Genomic DNA, 18,834 nt, shown 5'->3' with positions numbered 1-18,834 from the left:
ATACGCGCCACCGAGAAACCATGTCCGGTCGGCAAGCAAAGTTTTTGAAAGCTCCGTTACCCGGTCGCGAAGCGGAACTATGCCAGCATTGAACGTCGTCCCCACCGGAATGGCAGGCGCGCGAGCGCTCTATTCTTTGACGCGCTGGGCGATGGCGGCCACCAGTTGCTGGAACTGTTCGTTGTCCCGCAAATTGAGGTCGCGTTGTGGGAAGGGGATTTCGATCTCGTTATCGGCCAGCAGATTCCACAGGTTTTTAAGTACTTGCGATCGGATATTGCCAACGCCCTCTTCCGGGTCGGAAATCCAGCAATGGACGATGAAGTTCACCGAACTGTCGCCATAGGCATCCAGCCACACGACGGGCGGAGGGGTCTTGAGAACCCGCGGAACGCTCTTCGCGGCTTCCAGCATCAGTTTTTCCGCGAGTGCGATATCGCAGTTATACGATACGCCGACCGGCACCTGTATCCGCACGTTCTTCGACGAGTAGGACCAGTTTTCCACCTGGTTGACCATCAGGTTTTCGTTGGGAATCAGATATTCTTTCTGATCGCGGGTCACCAGAGAGACGGCGCGGATGCCGATTTTGCGGATCTGGCCCGATGTCGAATTGCCCGCAGCATCAGCGATTACGATGACATCGCCCGGCTTGATCGACCGGTCCATCAGCAGGATGATCCCGGCGATTAGATTGCCGAAGGTTTTCTGTAACCCGAAACCAATCGCGAGGCCGAATGCGCCCGAGAAAACCGCCAGCGCTGTCAGATCGATGCCGAGGATGTCGATCCCGAGCAGGAAGGCGATGCCCCACACCGCGATGGATACCAGCTTTTCCGCCAGCAGCCGCTGCGTCAGGTCAAGGCGGGTCATCCGCCGGAGCAGGGCGCGCGCGCCGCGGCTGGAAAACCACGCCAGCATATAGACGCCGACGATCACCATCATCACGACGATCGCGTCCCACAGCGAAAGGTGAAACTTGCCCAGATCGATCGAAATACTGTCGAGCGACTGGATGATGTCCCCGATGGTGCGGCTTTGTTCGCCCACCGCTTCTTTCAGGCCATCGGCGGCCCTTACGCCCGCTTCGTCCAGATTTGCAGGGCTGGGGGCGCTGCTTGCAACATCGCTCGCTACGTCGCTTGCCGCATCTTTAGCGGCCCCGGTCGCCTTGGCGACCGAACCGGCGGCAGCGGCAAGCAGCTCGATCATCGTTTCTCCATCGCAGCAAATGCCCGCTCAAGGTCGGCGAGCAGGTCGTCGGTATCTTCGAGCCCGATGGATAGCCGGATTCCAAGCGCATTGTCACCAGTCCACCCGGCCGGAGGCCACGGGCTAGCGCTGCGATTGGGTGTCGGATCGAACGGAATGGCAAGGCTTTCAAACCCGCCCCATGAATACCCGATACCGAACAATTCCAGCGCATCGATAAACCGCGCACGCGCCGCATCGTCAGCGTCGGCCAGCAGGAAACTGAACAAACCGCAGCCACCGGTAAAGTCCCGCTCCCATATTGCGTGGCCCGGCGATCCGGGCAGCATCGGGCACAGGACGCGGGCAACCTCGGGGCGGGCGGAGAGCCATGTTGCGATCCGCAGCGCGCTTTCGGTGCCCTGTTTCAGCCGCAGCGCCATAGTACGCAACCCGCGCGCGGCGAGCGCAGCATCGTCGGGAGAGACGACATGACCCAGCGCCTGTGCCGTCTGGCGCAAGCGGCTGTGCCACGGCTCGGCTGCACTGGCGCTGCCCATCATCAGATCCGAATGGCCGCCGACGTGCTTGGTCAGCGCCATGATCGCGATGTCGCATCCATGCTCCAGCGCGGTAAACCCCAGCGAGCTTGCCCATGTGTTATCGATCAGGCTGACCGCGCCCTTGTCCCGCGCAATCGCTGCAAGGGCAGGGATGTCGCAGACCTCCATCGTCAGGCTGCCGGGACTTTCGAGCATCACTGCGCGGGTCCGGTCGCAAAAGGTGTCGGGGAATCCATCAATATCGAGCGGATCGAAGAAGCGCGCCTCTACCCCGAAACGCTTAAGCAATCCGGTCGCCATAGAGCGCGTCGGATCGTAGGCATTGTCGGTCACCAGCAGGACATCGCCGGGTTTCAGAACCGCCATCAGCGCCCCGGCAATCGCAGCTACGCCGCTGGGATACAGCACGGTCCCTGCTGCACCCGGTTCAATCTCCGTCAGCGCTTCCGCCAGCGCCCATTGGGTCGGCGCGCCACGACGGCCATAGAAGAACCGCCCGTCTGCATTGCCTTTCTTACCCTGTTCCAGCGCGGCCGTGCTTTCATACAGGTGCGTACTGGCGCGCCAGACCGGTGGGCTGACCACGGCGCCGGTCCATTCGGCACGGCGCCCTCCGGTGACGACGCGCGTGGCGGGTTTGAGATTGCGATTGGTTTGTTTGGCCATTGTCAGGCTGCGTACCCTGTTTCCTTGGGAGTAGCGGGATCGGCGCCCCATTCGCTCCAGCTTCCATCGTAAAGTGCGAAGTCGATTTTGCCGAGCCGGTTTAGCGCGAACAGCAGAGAGGAGGCGGTTACCCCGCTGCCGCAACTGGTAACGATCGGGGCATCCAGATCGACACCGGCGTCGATAAACCGGGCGCGCAATTCGTCGTTATCGCGCAGGGTTCCGTCTTCGTTATAGAGTTCGGCATAACACAGGTTTCGTGCGCCGGGGATATGGCCGCCGGGCAGATTGTGGACCGTATCGATCGTCTGAGCTGTGAAACGGCCTGCGTCGCGCGCGTCGATCACCTGTTCGGCGTGGCTGGTGCAATTGGTCAGCATCTCGGCCTTGCTTCGCACCATTTCCAGCGCTTGCACAGGGACGGGATAATCGCAGGCTACGGGGGAGACCGCGCCGCTTTCGAGAGGGCGGCCTTCGGCGCGCCATTTCGGCATCCCCCCATCGAGTATCGCGACATTTGCTGTGCCGTTCATATGCATGATGAACCACGCGCGACACGCGGTTTTCGCGGTGCTGTCGTCGTACAGCACGATTCTGCTGCCGGGCTTGATACCCAGCGCGCCCATCCGTTCGGCAAACTGTTCCGCGCTGGGCACGGCCGATGGTGTGGGCGAGGCGGGATTGGTCAGGCTGCGTAGATCGAGAAACCGCGCGCCCGGAATGTGCCCCGCAGCGAATTCCGCAGCCGCGTCCCGCCCGGTAGCCGGGATATGCGCCGAAGCATCGAGGATAACTAGATCGCCAGCGCCGAGTTCGTGCGCCAGCCAGTCGGTCGAAACAAGACTATCCATATACCGGCAAGGGTAGCGCCTCGCGCGCGATCAGTCGAGCGGCTTGAACCCGATATCGGTATGAACCTGCGGCATGTCGGACAGCAGGAATGGCAAGACCCGTGTGCGCTGGCTGGGCGAAACTTTGCCGACAACATATGTCCGCGCCATCGGTGCTTCGCCGCCGAGGAGCGCGCGCACCCGCAGCAACGGAATATAGGGCCTGTCAGGCGAATCGCCGAGCGGGCGGATTTGCGGGACCGGCAGGCGCACTTCGCCACGGATCGTACAGCTTTCACCTGCGTCGATGGGGCCGGTGTCGTCCAGTGCGGTCAGAGGCGTGGCCGGGTCGGCCAGCTGACGTTCCGCCGGTTCGCGCCCGTGCGCGCTGACCAGATCCGCCTCCAGCGAGACACCGTCGATCCGTCGTCCGCTGCGGTTGGTGACGACCAGCTCGAATGTCAGCGTGGCATTCATCATGCTGCGGCTGAGCGAGATCGGCACCGCATCGATGGCGGGCATTGCGGTGGAAGCGCTCACCGGCTTTGCATTGCGGGGGACGGCAATCGCATCTGGCCGGGCCTTGACCGTTTTGGCGACGACTGCGCCAACCGTGCCACCCGCGGTCTCGTCGGACGCGGGGTCTGGCGAGGATTCCGGTGCCGGGGGGCTGGACGGAGGGGGGCTGGGCGGTGGAGCGACTTTCGGAGGTTCGATCAGCGGGACCGATTCGGCGCTCTTGCGACGCCGCAAGGTAAAGGCCGCGCCCGCTGCTGCGGCCAGACCGAGAGCGCCGAGCAGCGCGAACAGCCAGACATTGTCGCCGCTACTGTCGCTGTCGGTTTGCTGGGGGGCGACGGATGGCGATGCGTCGGGCACCGGGCTTGCTGGAAACGCGCCTATCGTCGAATCGCTGCTGTCGCCCTGGTCGGAAGCCTCACCGGCAGCGGCGCTGGCTGTGGAACCGGGGATGTCGCTCGGCTGCGTTGTCGGTGCCGGGGTGAACCGAGGGGGCAGCGATGTGCCGGTCGGTTCAACCGGAGAGCGAGTCGGTGTCGGCCTGGGTGCCGGAGTGGGGGCAGGCGTCGGTGCCGGAGTCGGGCTGGGCGTAGGCGTTGGTGCGCGTGGTTGAGTGGCGAACGGCGCGTCCGGATCAACCGGGCCCTGCACATCGGTCGGTGTCGGAGTCGGGGCGGGAGGTAAGCTGAAATCGCCCGGCGACGGAGGCGGCAGATTCGCCTGCTGCGCCACAGCCGAGGTGGAAACAAGCAGAGCACATATGCCGGGAAGGAGCGTTTTCGTTTTCATTTCAAGCGATCGCCGCGCGAAATTGCGGGCTGGCGCTGAATAGGGATTGAACCGCACAAGTCCACCGTATGCTTGCCTGTCGCTGCGATTCACGCCAGATGCGCGGCATGAGCGACACACCCGAAACCCTGCATCTGGGCCAGAACAGCCCGCTTCCCGCTTCCCCGGACGAGGCAAAGCTTGATTACGTTCCGAATCCACGCCGAGGATCGTTGTATTGCGTGCGCTTCACCGCGCCCGAGTTCACTTCGCTGTGTCCGGTCACGGGGCAGCCGGACTTTGCCCACATCGTGATCGATTATGCGCCCGATGAAACGATCGTCGAATCGAAAAGCCTCAAGCTCTATCTCGCCAGTTTCCGCAATCACGCGGGATTTCACGAAGATGTGACTGTCGGTATCGGCCATCGCCTGCGCGGCGAGATGCAGCCCAAATGGCTGCGGATCGGCGGATACTGGTTCCCGCGTGGCGGCATTCCGATCGATGTATTCTGGCAGACCGGCCCCGTTCCCGACGGGCTATGGGTGCCCGATCAGGGCGTTGCCCCCTATCGCGGGCGGGGATGAGAGTTTTTCTGGCACCCGCGCGATAGCTGCTACTCGCAACTTCGATAACATACCGGATTGGATACAAGATGGCTGATTTGAAACTCGAAACGATGACTGTGCATGCCGGGTGCAAACCCGACCCGACGACGAATGCGCGGATCACGCCTATCTATCAGACGGCGAGCTATGTGTTCGACAATGCCGAACATGCCGCGGATCTGTTCGCACTCAAGCAGTTCGGTAATATCTATTCGCGGATCATGAATCCCACGAATGACGTGCTGGAGAAGAAGATCGCGGCATTGGAGGGGGGCGTCGGTGCGCTCGGCGTCGCCAGCGGACACGCCGCGCAACTGGTCGCGTTCCACACACTGATGGAGCCGGGGTGCAATATCGTTGCCGCGCGCAAGCTATATGGCGGCTCGCTCAACCAGATGGGCGAGGCATTTCGCAAGTTTGGCTGGGAAACCCGCTTCGTCGATGTCGACGACCCGGAGAATGTGCGTGCAGCAATCGACGACAAGACCCGCTGTGTCTTCATCGAAAGCCTCGCCAATCCCGGCGGTGTCGTCACCGACATCGCGGCCATTGCGGATATCGCCCATGACGGCGGCGTGCCACTGATCGTCGACAATACGATGGCCAGCCCGATCCTGTGTCGTCCGTTCGAACATGGCGCGGATATCGTGACCCACTCGACGACCAAGTTCCTCAACGGTCATGGCAATTCGATCGGCGGCGTGATCGTCGATTCCGGCCGGTTCGACTGGAGGGCGCAGGCGCACAAGTTCCCCAGCATGACGCAGCCGAACGGATCGTATCACGGCGCGGTGCTGGTCGATGCGCTGGAACCTGTGGGGCCGATTGCCTTCATCACCGCCTGTCGGGTTCTCGGACTGCGCGATCTCGGGCCGGCAATGGCCCCGCAGAACGCCTGGCTCGCGCTCACTGGTATGGAAACGCTGGCGCTGCGGATGGAGCGGCATTGCGATAACGCGCTGGCGGTTGCCAAATGGCTGGAACGGCACGACAAGATCGAATGGGTCTCCTATGCCGGGCTGGAAGGCAATCGCTACAAACCCCTTGCGGACAAATACCTCGGCGGTCGGGGCGGGGCGGTCTTTACCTTCGGGGTAAAGGGCGGGTTCGAAGCGGGCGTGAAGCTGGTGTCCAGCGTCAAGCTATTCAGCCATCTTGCCAATATTGGCGATACGCGTTCGCTCATCATTCACCCGGCATCGACCACCCACAGCCAGCTTGAAGGCGACGAACTCATCGCCGCCGGGGCGGGGCCGGATGTCGTGCGGATATCTGTCGGAATCGAACATATCGACGACATCATTGCAGACCTCGAAATGGGGCTGAACAACATCTGATCGCGGCACAGTCGGCGCCTTTCCTCGGCAGAGGAAGGGCGTGGGCCGTGCCGAGGTGCCCGATCAGCGGGCGCACCTTATCGCGAGCGGGGTTGAGAGTTCTTCTCGCTCTTGCGTGATATGATTGGCAAGGGGAGTGACGGTAGTATGTCACGCCCCTTGCCCATTTCGGTTAGAATCGCACCCCTACGCCAGCGATGACCTGATTGCGATCGAAGCTGAGCGTCGCCGTTTCGGTGCCACTGGTGTAAGTGTAGTCTGCGTAATCGGTGTATCGGTATTCGAGCTTGCCGTAGACATTTTTCCCTAACCGCTGTTCCACGCCCACACTGACGCGATATCCGCCGCGATTGTCGGAAAAGGCGAAGTTGTCGGCAGGGGCGGCGGGATCGGAATAGCTTACTTCTCCCTTGCCGTTCACATAGGCGATGCCGCCATAGGCCAGCGCCGCGCTCGACAGGCGGCCGCCTCCGCGAACCCCCACAAAATAGTTTCGCTTCAGCGAAAAGCATGCGGAATCACCGCCATAGACAGCCTCACACCGTTCGTTGTCGGACCATTCGTATCCGCCTTCGATGCCGACATATGTGCCTTGTCCAATTCGTGCATCGTACCCAATGCCAAAGCCGAAGACGGCACCGGTGGTGTCTTCGGTCACAGCGAAGTTATCAGCCGGAAAAGCTGTGTCTTCATACGCCAGCTTCGCCCCTGTAATGTCGAGACCGCCCACCGCTTCGATCCGCAAGCCGGGAAAGCGGGCCTCTTGTGCACTGGCGCCGCCAGCCCACGCTGCCGCGAGGCATGCGGCCAGATAAGTACATTGCTTGATCATCAATGAAGCTCCCACCCTGTTCTAAGGTGAGTATGGATTAGCGATGAGTTAACTGACTGGCAATACTGTCATCAATTAATGTGCACTTACCCTTACTTGTCCGGATATTGTGGTCGTGCCATCATAATTAATATGTTACAGTGATTGCGTGGGTGTAAAACTTCTGGGGGAGGGATGATGCGGGCACTTTCACCGCTCGTTGCGGTATTGGTCATATGGGCCACACCGATAGAGGCGCATCCCGGTGGCCTTGCCGCTGATGGTTGCCATCGTGATCGCAAGAACGGCGGACGCCACTGCCACCGTGGTCCAAATGCAGGAAAGTCGCAGAAGCCGGTGCAGCGGAAGGGGGACGTGTACTATCCGAACTGCGCCGCCGCTCGTGCTGCAGGGGCGGCACCCGTCCGCCGAGGCGATCCGGGATATGCCCGCCATCTCGATCGCGATAACGACGGGATCGGCTGCGAGTAGCGTGCCGCCAGATTGACTTATTGAAAATGGTGCCGGCTGCAGGATTCGAACCCGCGGCCCCCTGATTACAAAGGAGTTGGTCATCTAGCATATTTTCGTTGTGTTTCATAGGTTAAGCTACATTCTGTGCGCTAGTCCGGGATTTTTTCCGGGAGTTTCCCCTAGATTTCGCCGCCCTGCTTATCGCCTCGGCGAGATCGTCATCCGTGACATGGGCATAACGCGCCGTGGTGGTGATGCTGGTATGGTTTAGCAGGCGTGAGACCACTTTCAGGCTGCCGGTGACGCGCAACACCCGCGTTGCCGTGTCGTGCCGGAAATCATGGAACCTGAAATCGGACAGCTTGGCCTTCAACCGCATGCGTTTCCACTGGCTGAGTGCACCGGATTTGGTGATCGGATACCGCTTCCCCTTGACCCTGCCATCCCGTGTCCGAGTGGCGATATAGGTGAAGACCCATTCGGGGTGATCGTCCTTTACGGATTTCAGAAGCACCTCCAGTTCCTCGTTGATCGGTGTGGTGACTTTGCGCCCGCCTTTGCCGATCGTCACGATGGTCTTGGAAAACCAGTTGACGTTCTCCCACCGGATCAGCGTTTCACTCAGGCGACGGCCTGACAACCTGACGAACTCGACCCAAGGACGATAATCATCCCGGATAGCGGCCTCCAGGGCGTCTTCCTCGTGATCGTGCAACTCGCGCACTCGTTCGGTCGGTTCCTTCAGCCAGTGGTCTTTCCAGATGGGCTCTTGCGGAAAGCTGTAACGCCATGTGCGACGAGCGCGGCTGAACACGGCCTTCAGGACTTGCGTGGCCGTGCGGTTCACGGTGGCGGGGGTGACGCGCCGCACCGGCTTCTTTACAAGATCGCCAGCCTTGTTCCGAACCATGACGGTAGCCTGATGACCGCTCCGCCATGCCACCATCGCCGCAACATCGGCATCGGTGATTTCGTCCAGTCGCTTGTCCGCGCCGAAGAACTCCACGAGCCGGGCAAGATTGCGGTAGGTGTCGCCGCTGTTGGCGTGACGTTCCCCGACCTCAGACCAATACCGGCCGCAGGCAACATCAAGGGTGAGCGGGCCGTTGCCGGTGCGCTTCTCGGCTTCGATGTCTGCCTTCGCCTTCGTCCTAATCTGACGCTCGACTAGTTCGGCGTCTTTTTTATTCCGGGATTTTGTAGAGCCGTGAAAGCGACGACCGTGGACTTGGAAATCATAGCTGTAGAACGGGCTTTTGGGGTGCTTATAGACGGACATTTCGGGGTCTCCCTGACCTTCTGATTTTGCTTGAAGGTTTCGAGGTTCTTGTCGGTGAAGCGATGGACTTTCCGCGTCGCGGTGCCGACGTTGATGAAGCGGAGCCGTCCGGCCTCGACGTGTTTCATCAACGTCTTAACCGACATGGCCAGCTTCGCGGCGGCTTCCTTTGGGAGCATCATTCGCTCCCCGGTGGGGAGTGCGTGCTTCATGCGTCCGTCTGCCGGTCACTGGACATCGCCCGCTCCAGAATGACGACGATCTCGCCGTTGGCGCTGCGCCGGTTCGATTTCGCCCGATCTTTCAACCATGCGTGAACGGCATCGGGCAGCCGCAAGGTTGTCTTCAACTCCGTGTTCACTCTTCTTCCTTTCATGCCACCAAATATTGGTTGCACAATAATGGTGGCAAAGAGGGGGTTGGTCAATGGCCGTGCCACTGCTATGTGCCACCATGAAACATGGCACGAGGTTCTGAGCATGACGGTCTGGGTAAAAATGACACTGAGGCTTCCGGCGCAGGTGCACGCGGCGCTGACAGATGAAGTCAAGGAAGCCGGGACATCTCTCAATCAGTTGATCGTGGATCGCCTCAATGCGTCTGTTGGTGGGGTCTATGTGCGGGAAGATGAGGCAAACGACGGTCGCATCCTGCCGCGCCTCGACGTCATCGAGGGGCGACTGGACATGATCGAGCAGGCTCTGAACCTGTCTCCGGCAAATGAGCAGACCGGCATTCTTGGCGAGCAGGCGCGTCAGCTACGAGATCAGCTTCAAGCCAAGAATGACGCCGACAGCGCGGACTGATGGTGATCGAGCCAAGACCGTGAGCTTTCGTATTCGGGCATCAGGGCGGTGAGACAGGCCCAGAACTCGGCCCCGTGCGAGCGGTGCTTGAGGTGCGCCAGTTCGTGCACCACGACATACTCCAGAACCTTCCTGGGAGCGAAAATCAGGTGCCAGTTGATGAGGATATTTCCCTCCGGCCCGCATGATCCCCAGCCATGGGCAAGGTCGGTCGTGCGGATCGATCGAGGCACAAGGCTGAACCGCTTGCCATAGTCGGCGGCGATCTCCCGCACGTCGCGCCGGGCACGCTGCTTCAGCCAGAGCTTGAGTTCGCTGGCGACGAGGGGATCGGCATCCTCTCCGGCCCAGTGTGGCAGATCGACGATGAACCCGTTGCGATAGGCGATGGCAATCCGCTCGGCGTCGGTGCGGCGCACGGTCAGCGACATGTTGCGGCCCCGATAGGGTATCTTCGATCCGGTGGTGAACCGGGGCACGGCATGACGACTGGCGGTGATCCGTTCCATCTCGCGTACGGTGTCGAACACCCACTGTCGTTTGCGCTCAAGGAAACCGGCGATGTCGCCATCATTATCACGGGTCAGCGCCAGCACCTCGACATGGCCGGGCGTGATGGTGATCCGTCGCTCCGATGCCGTCGCTGAACGGCGAAGTTCGTAGGGGATTTCCTTCCGACCAATCTGAAGCGTGGGCATCAGGCACCGGCTCCATAGGCATGGACGGCGAACTCTTCGACCTTCTCGCGGATGATTTTGGTCTCGCCGATGTCGTGATCCGTCAGAATACGGCGGACCTGCTGGCGCAGTGACCGAAGATAGGCTTCCATGTGCGCGAAGGCGGGCTGGGTCGCGGCGACATCGGCATATAGTGAGCCGATGGCGATGGCCGCATCTTGCAAGGTCGCATGATCGGTATCGGGCACGATGGCTTCGATAATGCGCAGGATCGAGAAGGCGTGCTCGTCCATCCCAAGCTCGGCGTGCGCGCCCTGCTCGGCTTGTATGTCGCCAGTCAGTCCCTCGAAGTCGCGCAGGCCATCGGCTGCGGCAAGCTGGCCTTCCTCGAAACGGCGGATGATCTCCAGTACCCGCTCGGAGAAGCGGCCATATTGCGCCGGGTTCTTGTCCACCAGTTCACGGGTGACACGGCGAAGCTCTGCGGACTTGCGCACAAACGCTTCCTGAAGTTCCGCTTCGGTCTTATCGCCTGTGTCGAAGTCGTCGGCGAAGTTCGGATCGGTGATGTTGCGCAGGCGGATCGTGGTGGAGAGGCCCGTTGCATGGACGTGCTGTTCCAGCATGTCCCTGATCTTGCCCGAATAGCTGCGGTGATCGAGGCTCTCGCCCTTGCTGATGGCTTGGGTGGCCAAGCGCAGGAAGGCGGCTGCCCATTTCACCTCGGCAGTGAACTCCAGGATCGCCGGATCGGGTGACAGGTCCGCATAGACCTTGATGAATGTCCGGGTCAGGCGCTGGAACTCGAACCAGTCATCCTCCTGCCCGTCTGCCACCAGCTTGGCGGCAGCATAGGCGGCTGCTTTTTCGTCCAGCCCGTCCAGCTTCATCGCCCGCTTCTGCGCACGGTAGCGGGCGTGCGCTTCCTTGAGGTCGTTCCGCAGGATCGCGATGTCGCGCATCGCGTGCTCGACATCCTCCGAGCGGTAGGACTTCAGCGCCTCATCGAGATGGTTAGTGACGCCGATGTAATCGACGATCCGGCCATTGGGCTTCTCGATGGTTCCACCTTCGGCATCGGTGAAGGCGTGGGTCCGGTTGGTCCGGGCAATGGCTTGGAGCAGGTTGTGCTCCTTCAGGGGCTTGTCGAGATACATCACGTGCTCAATGGGCGCGTCAAACCCGGTCAGCAGCTTGTCGCACACGATCAGGAAACTGGGTTCCTGCCCCCGCGCCTTGAACCGCTTCTTCACGTCCTTCTCGGCCTCATCGTCGAGATAGAACGCCTCCAGCCCGGCGCGCAGCGCGGCAACATCCGGGTTCTCGCTCGGCTTGTTGTCCTCTTGGCTCTTGGAAAAGACACAGGCGATCATCGCGTCGGCCTGTGCCTGCGCTTCCCCGGCCTCCATCCCGCCACGCTCCAGATCGGCGGCGATCACGGCAGACAGCGCGGCGCGGTAAAGGATCACCGCTTCTCGATCCACGGCCACGATCTGCGCCTTGTAGCCGTCCGGCTGGCACACCGCCTTGAAGTGCTCCCAGATGTCGAGCGCTATCAGGCGCACGCGCTCCGGGTGCTTGGCGATGGTGGCGAGCGTCAGGCCCTTGCGCTTCAGTTCCTCGCGCTTGTCGTCGGGCAGGTCCACGAACCAGCGGTCGAACAGAATGTCGATCTCTGCCTCATTGATCGCCCAATCGGTTTTGCGGCCTTCGTAGAGGATCGGGACGGTCGCCCCGTCGCGCACCGCATCGTCGATCCCGTATTTGTCGAGGTAGCCTTCTCCGGCCACGCTGAACCGGGCGTAGGTGTCCTTGTCGGTCGATTTGATCGGGGTGCCGGTGAAGCCGTAGAAATGGGCTTCTGGCAGGGTCGCTTGCAGGAACGCACCCAAGTCCTTTTCCTGCGTACGGTGGCACTCATCCACCAGCACGATCCAGTTGGCGCTGTTCGGGATCGCCTCCTTCGATCCGGCGAACTTGAAGATGGTGGACAGCAGGATTTGCCCATTGCCGCCCCGGTTCACCGCCTCACGCAGTGCCGCGACTGATCCGCATTGCACCGGGTTGGGCAAGCCGCACGCGACGAAGGTCTTGCTGATCTGGTCGTCGAGGTCGATCCGATCGGTCAGCACGAGAATGTTGGGATTGGCCAGCGTCGGCGCATCCAGCGTCAGGTGGGTTTTCAGCTTTAGGGCAAGGAACACCATCGTCAGGCTCTTGCCGCTGCCCTGCGTGTGCCAGATCAGGCCCTTGCGGTCCTCTCCGCCTGCAACGCGCTCCACCGCCTTGTTGACGGCCCGGAACTGCTGATAGCGGCAGATTTTCTTGATCTTGTTGCCCCGCTCCGGGTCCACCTCGAAAACGATGAAATGCGCCAACAGGTCGAGCAAGCGAGACGGCTCGCACAGGCACCACAGGTCTTTGGAGAGCGCATCGGGGAAGTCATCCCGGCTGCGCGGCCATGCGTCGGGCCATGGGCCATAGAACTGCGCAGGTGCGCCGGTCGCGCCGTATTCGGTTTTCATCCCGTCCGTGATGACATTGAGGGCGTTGGGGTAGAACAGCCGGGGGATGTCGCGCTCATACTGGCGAATTTGCTCGTGCGCCTCGTCGCCCGTGGCGGTGCCCTTAAGCGGGGACTTGGCCTCGATCACCACCAGCGGGATGCCGTTCACGAACAGCACGATGTCGGGGATGCGCGGGCGCTGCGCCGCCACCCGGAACTGACTGGTGACGTGGAAGGCGTTGCGACCGGGGTTCTTGAAGTCGATCAGCGCAATCGGGCTGTCGCGGTTCTCGCCGGACAGGCGGCGGGAATAGCCGCCGCGCAGCTTGCGCTGCCACTCCTCGTTGTCAGACAGGGTGGACAGGTCGTTGTAGATAGCCTCGGCATCCGCCGCGCCGATGTCGTTGAGCGTACGCAGAGCGTCGATCAGCACGGGTTTGAGGATGACGCGGTTATCCTCCTCACGCATCGCCAGCGCCTGCGCCGGGGACAGCACCTGCCAGCCCATCGCGGCCAGCGCATCGAGCGCGGGCTTTTCAGCGAGGCGGTATTCGCTCATGCACGCACCCTCACCCGACCAGAGAGGAGGTCAGACATTAGGTTAGCTTTCAATGATCGCAGATGAGTAAGGGAGGCCGCATGGCCTTCTGCCGTGTTCACGAAGCTGTCCATCGTTGCCGCGATCTCGTCCTGCTCGGCTCGCGACGGAAGGATGATTTGCAGCGCCTTGAAGGTCGGCATGTAGATCGTTTTGTGCGTGCTGCCGCTGGCCAACGCTTTCCAGACCGGCTGCATCCATCGCATGAGGTGCAAAAGGTAGCGATTGTTTAGCTCCGGCGAGCAAACGAAGTTCGCGAAGTCTTGGCTGGTCGCCATAGACTTGGCCATGATGACGCACTTGCCAACGGTTGCCGTTCGGGAGAAACAGACGGTTCCGGCTGGGAGCAATCGAGCTGACGAGTTGGCAAGGCCCGCCTCCGTGATGCGCATTTCCGTATGACTGATGTCGCACCGTTCAAGGTTTTGCGTGTCGTGAAGGGATATCCACTCGACGTCGCCCCCGTCCCAATACTCGGGCTTCTTCCGGTCAGGCGTGTGGCCGCTTTCTAAACGGGCAACCTCGACCAACCTGACGATGCGCCAGCCGGGAGGAAGTTGATCCACTCCGCTAATCTTGCCAGTCATCCAGCTGATGATCGGTTGGGAGTGCGGAACTCGTTCCCCGCTTTGAAGGAACGACTGAAAGACTGCTGCTTGCGCCGTCAATATCCCGTCATACGTTGCCTGCGTAGCTGCAATCGCTTCGTCCACTGACCGCAGCACCTCGGCGATCCTCCGCTGCTCGTCGAGGGACGGAACAGATACTGGCAGATGAAGGTAAGTTTTGAAGTCGAGGTTCCGGATGCCGGTGGTGGCTTTCTGAAGCGGTTCCGTATGCCCTTGGTCGTAGAGGTAATCCAGCAAGTAGCAGGCAAACCAGTTATCGACCTTATCCGATGGGCGCATGATCTGCATGAAGTTCGACGCGGAATAGCAGCCTTCGGCCTCGAACCGTCGCGCACGACCAACAGGCTGGGCGGGACTTCCTCCCGAACGCTCCAATATGATATCGCCAGCCTGTAGGCGCTTTTGGGCCAGTTTTCGTGCGTCAAACTGACGTGGAGCAGCGGTTTCATAGATTAGGCCACCTGCTTTTCGGAAGTTGGTGGAACGCAACACCAAGATGTTGCCATGACCTTCAGGCTCATCGCCCCAATGCCCCGGCGTATTGACGGCGAAAAGGTCGCCGAGCGATTTACTTGCCCAAGTGCCTTCCTGCTCACCTGACATAGCCAAGCCTCTTGAGATGCCCGAACATGATGGTTTCCGCCTCGTTGCGCTTCGCAATCAGGTCTTGCAGCTTGGCGACCTCTGCCGCGACATCGACCGCCTCGACATCCGCGCCGGTCTGAACATAGCGGCTGATGCTAAGGTTGTGACCGTTGGCGGCGATCTCCTCGACCGGAACGACACGGGCCAGCTTCTCGACATCGGCGAAGGCGTGGACGGTTTCCGCTAGTGTGCGGACATGTTCATCGGTCAGGAAGTTCTGCGCCTTGCCCGGCTGGTAGGTGGCATCGCCATTGACGATCAGCACCTTGCCGCGCCGGTCGGCGGGCTTCTTCTTCCGGCACACCAGCAGGGCGGCAGGGATGCCCGCTCCGTAGAACAGATTGGGTGCAAGGCCCACCACCGCCTCGATCACGTCTGCGGCCAGCATGGCCTCCCTGATCCGCCCCTCGGCCCCGCCACGGAACAGGACGCCGTGCGGCACCACCACCGCCAGCATCCCGTCATCCTTCAGGCTGGCGAGCATGTGCTGGACAAAGGCAAGGTCGCCATAGCCCTTGGGCGGGCAGCCATAGGTATCGCGTCCGAATGGATCGCCGTTCTGCCAGACATCGTAGCCCCAGACCTTTTCCGAGAATGGCGGGTTGGCCAGCACCCGGTCATAGGCCCCGATGCCCTCCACGAACTCGCGGGCCTTGGGGTCATACCGCTTGGGGGACAGGATCGTGTCGCCCTTGGCGATGAAGGCGTCGTCCACGTTGTGCAGAAACAGGTTGATCTCGGCTATGCCCCATGTGGCGAAGTTCTTCTCCTGCCCATAGAGCGACAAGGTGCGCGCATCCTCGCCCCGGTCCTTCAGATACTGCACCGCTTCCAACAACATGCCACCAGAGCCGCAGGTGGGATCATAGATCGACGTGCCGGGGCGCGGCTCGACGATCTCGACCATGAGGCGGACGATCTGCCGGGGCGTGTAGAACTCGCCACCCTTTTTGCCCGCACCTTCGGCAAACATCTTGATGAGGTAGAGGTAGGCATCGCCGAGCATGTCGGCTGGCACATCAACGTTGCGCAGCCGGTGCTTCTCGAAATGGGTCAGCAGCTTTTCCAGCAAGGCGTCGGAGAAGCGATCCTGATTGGCGAAGTCCACGTCGCCGAACACGCCGCGCAGCCGTAGGTTGGCATCTTCGATGGACGCCAGCGCGTTATTCAGCCGCTGCCCGATCTGCGTGGCGTGCTGGCGCACCGCCTCCCAGCGGTGCTCCTTGGGGATGTGGAAGCGGTGCTCGTCCGGGTCGGCGGCTTCCTCGCGGTCGCCGGTCTCGGTGAGCAGGGCCTCATACTCCTCGTCCCACACGTCACACAGGCGCTTATAGAATAGCAGGCCGAAAATATATTGCTTGTAGTCCCCGGCATCGACGGTGCCGCGCAATATGTCCGCTGCGCCCCACAAATGCCGTTCGAGTTCGGATTGCGTCAGTATTGGCATTGATCCCCCGGAAGCGCGGCTCCTCCCTGAGCCACGAACTTTGTTCACCTGATGATCCGATAGCAGCGGTGGGGATTTTTGGCGACACAAACGAACAGGAAAACGAGATTGCAATTAATTGCACAACGCTGGGGCGTCTGTTCGGGCCTGTCTATAGGCTCTGATAAGTGAAGGTTATCGGAGGTTAGAGCGGCGTGCGGCATCCGCCAGCCGGTCAGCTTGTCCGTGATTTACGCTGCCAACGTAGCCGAGAATGCCCTCGATCTGATATTCATTGCCGTTGCGGATGGCGACCTCGAACTCGGCCATCCTATCCTCTTTTACTTCCAGGGCGCCTGATCCGAACGCAATGTTGAAACTCGTCACCGCGCCGTTCGGTAGCTGCGTCTTTTCGGGGTTGAAAGCGAGCCCAGCTAACTCAGCTCCGGTTTCAAGTTGCTCGACCGCAGCGAACACTTGCTCCTCGGAAGACCCAGAGATGGTGATGTCATCGACATAGACGGTAACAGTTAGCCCACCCGCAACGAGGTTTCTGATCGCACCTCCCAAGGCGGACTGAGCGAGCACCACCGATGCAACAATGGGCGACTGAACGAAGCCGAAAGGAAGGCTGAAATGCCGCTTGGGCGGCTTCTTGTCTACCGTGCTGTCGCACGCCATCTCCCACGCATCTTGGTGCGGCAAGCCGATGACCTTGAGCGCCCTATGGATTTTTGTTCGTGTGATCTGGTCGAAAAAGCGCTGCAAATCTAGCGAGGCGAGCCAAGTGGCGTTTCGATGCGACTTTACCGCTGCGACATGTCCGCCTTCTAACAGGTGAAAATAGTTCGCTGGCGGCTTCCATAAGCCTTCGATTGCCCCCTTGATTTCCGTTCCACGTTTTCGCCCCATTTCCGTGGGGATGTAGACGCGAGTGCCGGGCTTAAGCGCGAAATGATGATCGTACAGGTTGCGCACGGTAGTTGGTGACCTCGCCGAGGAACTTTAGAACGTAATATGCGAGTTTGAACGCATTAGCTCCGTATTCCAAGGCGAGGCCACAGTAGTGATTAAAACGCGAGGTTTTCTTCATACCGTGGGTTCTCCCATTTACCCTCGGCTGCCTTGCGTTTGCACGCAGATCACCAACCAAGCAGGCATCATGATAACCCGAAGTCGGTTCATCGTGTTGCCCCGAAGCAGCTTTTCCAGAATTTCCGAATTGCCGCAGGAAGAACCTCATACCGAGGGAGACGGAACATGGGGCAGCGGACGAGCATTTTCAAGCAAACACGTTTAGCAGATCACAGCACTACACCAGCAGCATTATCGACAAACAGGTCGGCGGATCGAATATAGCGGGCGAGCATGGCGTCGCTCTTGTGGCCGGTCTGCTCACGGATTTTCCATGACGAGGCCCCGGCCATAGCGGCGCTGGTAGCCAGCCCGGCGCGCAGCGAGTGGCCGGAAAATGTTGCGGGATCGAAACCCGCCGCCTCGACGCGCCGTTTGACGATGGTCGAGACGGCATCGCCGGACAAGCGGTCGGGGGCGATATGCCCGTGCCGGTCGATGCTGCGGAACAGCGGCCCCTCCTCGATCTCGGCGTGAGCGATCCAATCGGCCAGATGACGGACGGGACACCATCGCGTGCGCCCGTGCGGGATGGCGATCTTGCGACCTTGCCGGGTCTGATCGGTCTTGGAGCGGCGCAGATGAAGCACGATGCCCCGGCCAACATGCTCGACATCGCCGCAGTCGAACCCGACCAGTTCGGAACGACGAAACGCTCCGGCGAACCCGATCAGCAATAATGCCCGGTCTCTGATGTCGATCGGGCGATCGCCCATGCGCTCCAGAACTCCGAACAGGCTGTCGCGCTGCAACGCCTGCGCCTCCCGTTGAGCCATGCCCTTGGTTCGCCGTATACCGCGCATCGTTGCTGCCACTATCTCGGCCTTGGTGGGATCGTCATAACCGAGGGCGCGATGCGCCTTCGCAATTGCGGCGAGCCGCCGCTGGATCGTGGCGGTGGCATGGGTCGCGGCCAGATCGGCCAGATACTCCGCCAGGGCGTGCGGTGGACAGGGAATGTCTCTGCCGGAGGCCCGGAAATGGTTCAGATCAGCCGCGTAGGCGCGCTGGGTGCCAGCCGATAGAGATGAGGATAGCAGGCGGTGAAGCGGCTCTGAGATCGGCTCTGCGAGGTGGGGCTGCTGATCCGGCAGGCTGCTCGATTTGCAATTAATTGCACAACTCGCATCACCTCTGTTTTGTACAATTATTTGTTTTTCCATATCGCGGTTCGTCCTGTGAGTTCAAAGTGATAAGCCAAGGTCGCCTATGCAGAAAACAGGGGTCTGGAACCCTGCATTTCCTGCCCGACTTTGCGCGTGCAGCGTCTTGACTTCCCTTGGCCGCTGATTGCCGTAGCCCCACAGATCGTCGGCCTTGGTTTCGACAATTATTGGATTTTCCATTTCACAATTCCTCTCATGATT

At 60.8% G+C, this 18,834-nt stretch carries 18 protein-coding genes; 4 read left to right on the top strand and 14 right to left on the bottom strand.

The window, feature by feature from the left end:
• Window positions 1-129 precede the first annotated feature (129 nt).
• Genes CV013_RS06615 through CV013_RS15525 form a run of 4 tightly spaced genes read right to left on the bottom strand, consistent with a single transcriptional unit; the run spans window position 130 to window position 4,558 of the window.
• A complete protein-coding gene (locus CV013_RS06615; RefSeq protein ID WP_102154439.1) occupies window positions 130-1,212 on the bottom strand; it encodes a mechanosensitive ion channel family protein in 1,083 nt (360 codons plus the stop codon).
• On the bottom strand, window positions 1,209-2,420 hold the full coding sequence (metC, locus tag CV013_RS06610) for a cystathionine beta-lyase (RefSeq protein ID WP_223805262.1): 1,212 nt from the start codon (window positions 2,418-2,420) through the stop codon (window positions 1,209-1,211). Before metC ends, CV013_RS06615 begins: the two co-directional genes overlap by 4 nt.
• A 2-nt stretch (window positions 2,421-2,422) precedes the next feature.
• Window positions 2,423-3,271: a sulfurtransferase gene (locus tag CV013_RS06605; protein WP_102154437.1), complete on the bottom strand. Its 849-nt coding sequence runs from the start codon at window positions 3,269-3,271 to the stop codon at window positions 2,423-2,425.
• 30 nt (window positions 3,272-3,301) lie between these two features.
• Complete coding sequence (locus CV013_RS15525; protein WP_157935737.1) at window positions 3,302-4,558, bottom strand: hypothetical protein; 1,257 nt, start codon at window positions 4,556-4,558, stop codon at window positions 3,302-3,304.
• Between the two features lie 107 nt (window positions 4,559-4,665).
• Between CV013_RS15525 and queF the strand changes: the two genes are divergently transcribed.
• Together queF and CV013_RS06585 are read left to right on the top strand one after the other, a co-directional pair.
• Complete coding sequence (gene queF / locus CV013_RS06590; RefSeq protein ID WP_102154582.1) at window positions 4,666-5,124, top strand: preQ(1) synthase; 459 nt, start codon at window positions 4,666-4,668, stop codon at window positions 5,122-5,124.
• Between the two features lie 68 nt (window positions 5,125-5,192).
• Window positions 5,193-6,482: an O-acetylhomoserine aminocarboxypropyltransferase gene (locus CV013_RS06585; RefSeq protein ID WP_102154434.1), complete on the top strand. Its 1,290-nt coding sequence runs from the start codon at window positions 5,193-5,195 to the stop codon at window positions 6,480-6,482.
• A gap of 172 nt (window positions 6,483-6,654) precedes the next feature.
• On the opposite strand, the gene CV013_RS06580 is transcribed toward CV013_RS06585, so the two are convergent.
• Window positions 6,655-7,314, bottom strand: coding sequence for an outer membrane protein (locus tag CV013_RS06580; protein ID WP_102154433.1), 660 nt, complete (start codon window positions 7,312-7,314; stop codon window positions 6,655-6,657).
• A gap of 177 nt (window positions 7,315-7,491) precedes the next feature.
• On the opposite strand from CV013_RS06580, the gene CV013_RS06575 reads away from it, so the two are divergent.
• Entirely contained in the window at window positions 7,492-7,785 is a 294-nt protein-coding gene (locus CV013_RS06575; protein WP_102154432.1) for an excalibur calcium-binding domain-containing protein, read from the top strand.
• A gap of 112 nt (window positions 7,786-7,897) precedes the next feature.
• Here CV013_RS06575 and CV013_RS06570 read toward each other — a convergent pair whose 3' ends face one another.
• Entirely contained in the window at window positions 7,898-9,046 is a 1,149-nt protein-coding gene (locus tag CV013_RS06570) for a tyrosine-type recombinase/integrase (protein WP_102154431.1), read from the bottom strand.
• A 208-nt stretch (window positions 9,047-9,254) separates the two neighbouring features.
• Window positions 9,255-9,422: a FitA-like ribbon-helix-helix domain-containing protein gene (locus tag CV013_RS06565; RefSeq protein WP_198591828.1), complete on the bottom strand. Its 168-nt coding sequence runs from the start codon at window positions 9,420-9,422 to the stop codon at window positions 9,255-9,257.
• A 103-nt stretch (window positions 9,423-9,525) separates the two neighbouring features.
• Between CV013_RS06565 and CV013_RS06560 the strand changes: the two genes are divergently transcribed.
• Entirely contained in the window at window positions 9,526-9,852 is a 327-nt protein-coding gene (locus CV013_RS06560) for a toxin-antitoxin system HicB family antitoxin (RefSeq protein ID WP_157935736.1), read from the top strand.
• On the opposite strand, the gene CV013_RS06555 is transcribed toward CV013_RS06560, so the two are convergent.
• From CV013_RS06555 to CV013_RS15660, 7 genes are all read right to left on the bottom strand, one after another.
• The gene (locus CV013_RS06555; protein WP_102154428.1) at window positions 9,819-10,550 is read right to left on the bottom strand and encodes a M48 family metallopeptidase; all 732 of its coding nucleotides are present in this window, start codon (window positions 10,548-10,550) and stop codon (window positions 9,819-9,821) included. The genes CV013_RS06560 and CV013_RS06555 overlap by 34 nt on opposite strands.
• Window positions 10,550-13,594, bottom strand: a complete 3,045-nt coding sequence (locus CV013_RS06550) for a type I restriction endonuclease subunit R (RefSeq protein ID WP_102154427.1) — start codon at window positions 13,592-13,594, stop codon at window positions 10,550-10,552. Before CV013_RS06550 ends, CV013_RS06555 begins: the two co-directional genes overlap by 1 nt.
• Window positions 13,591-14,865 (bottom strand): restriction endonuclease subunit S, encoded by a 1,275-nt coding sequence (locus CV013_RS06545; RefSeq protein ID WP_102154426.1) that lies wholly within the window; start codon window positions 14,863-14,865, stop codon window positions 13,591-13,593. The genes CV013_RS06550 and CV013_RS06545 overlap by 4 nt, the downstream gene beginning before the upstream one ends.
• Window positions 14,855-16,354, bottom strand: coding sequence for a type I restriction-modification system subunit M (locus tag CV013_RS06540; RefSeq protein WP_102154425.1), 1,500 nt, complete (start codon window positions 16,352-16,354; stop codon window positions 14,855-14,857). Before CV013_RS06540 ends, CV013_RS06545 begins: the two co-directional genes overlap by 11 nt.
• A 174-nt stretch (window positions 16,355-16,528) precedes the next feature.
• Entirely contained in the window at window positions 16,529-17,311 is a 783-nt protein-coding gene (locus CV013_RS06535; RefSeq protein WP_102154424.1) for a reverse transcriptase domain-containing protein, read from the bottom strand.
• 326 nt (window positions 17,312-17,637) lie between these two features.
• On the bottom strand, window positions 17,638-18,630 hold the full coding sequence (locus tag CV013_RS06530; protein ID WP_223805263.1) for a site-specific integrase: 993 nt from the start codon (window positions 18,628-18,630) through the stop codon (window positions 17,638-17,640).
• Between the two features lie 21 nt (window positions 18,631-18,651).
• Complete coding sequence (locus tag CV013_RS15660) at window positions 18,652-18,813, bottom strand: hypothetical protein (protein ID WP_198591827.1); 162 nt, start codon at window positions 18,811-18,813, stop codon at window positions 18,652-18,654.
• Between the last annotated feature and the right edge of the window lie 21 nt (window positions 18,814-18,834).

The sequence above is a fragment of the Tsuneonella flava genome, from assembly GCF_002870965.1.
GTDB classification, from domain to species: Bacteria; Pseudomonadota; Alphaproteobacteria; order Sphingomonadales; family Sphingomonadaceae; genus Tsuneonella; species Tsuneonella flava.
This window is presented reverse-complemented; position numbering and strand designations above follow the sequence as displayed.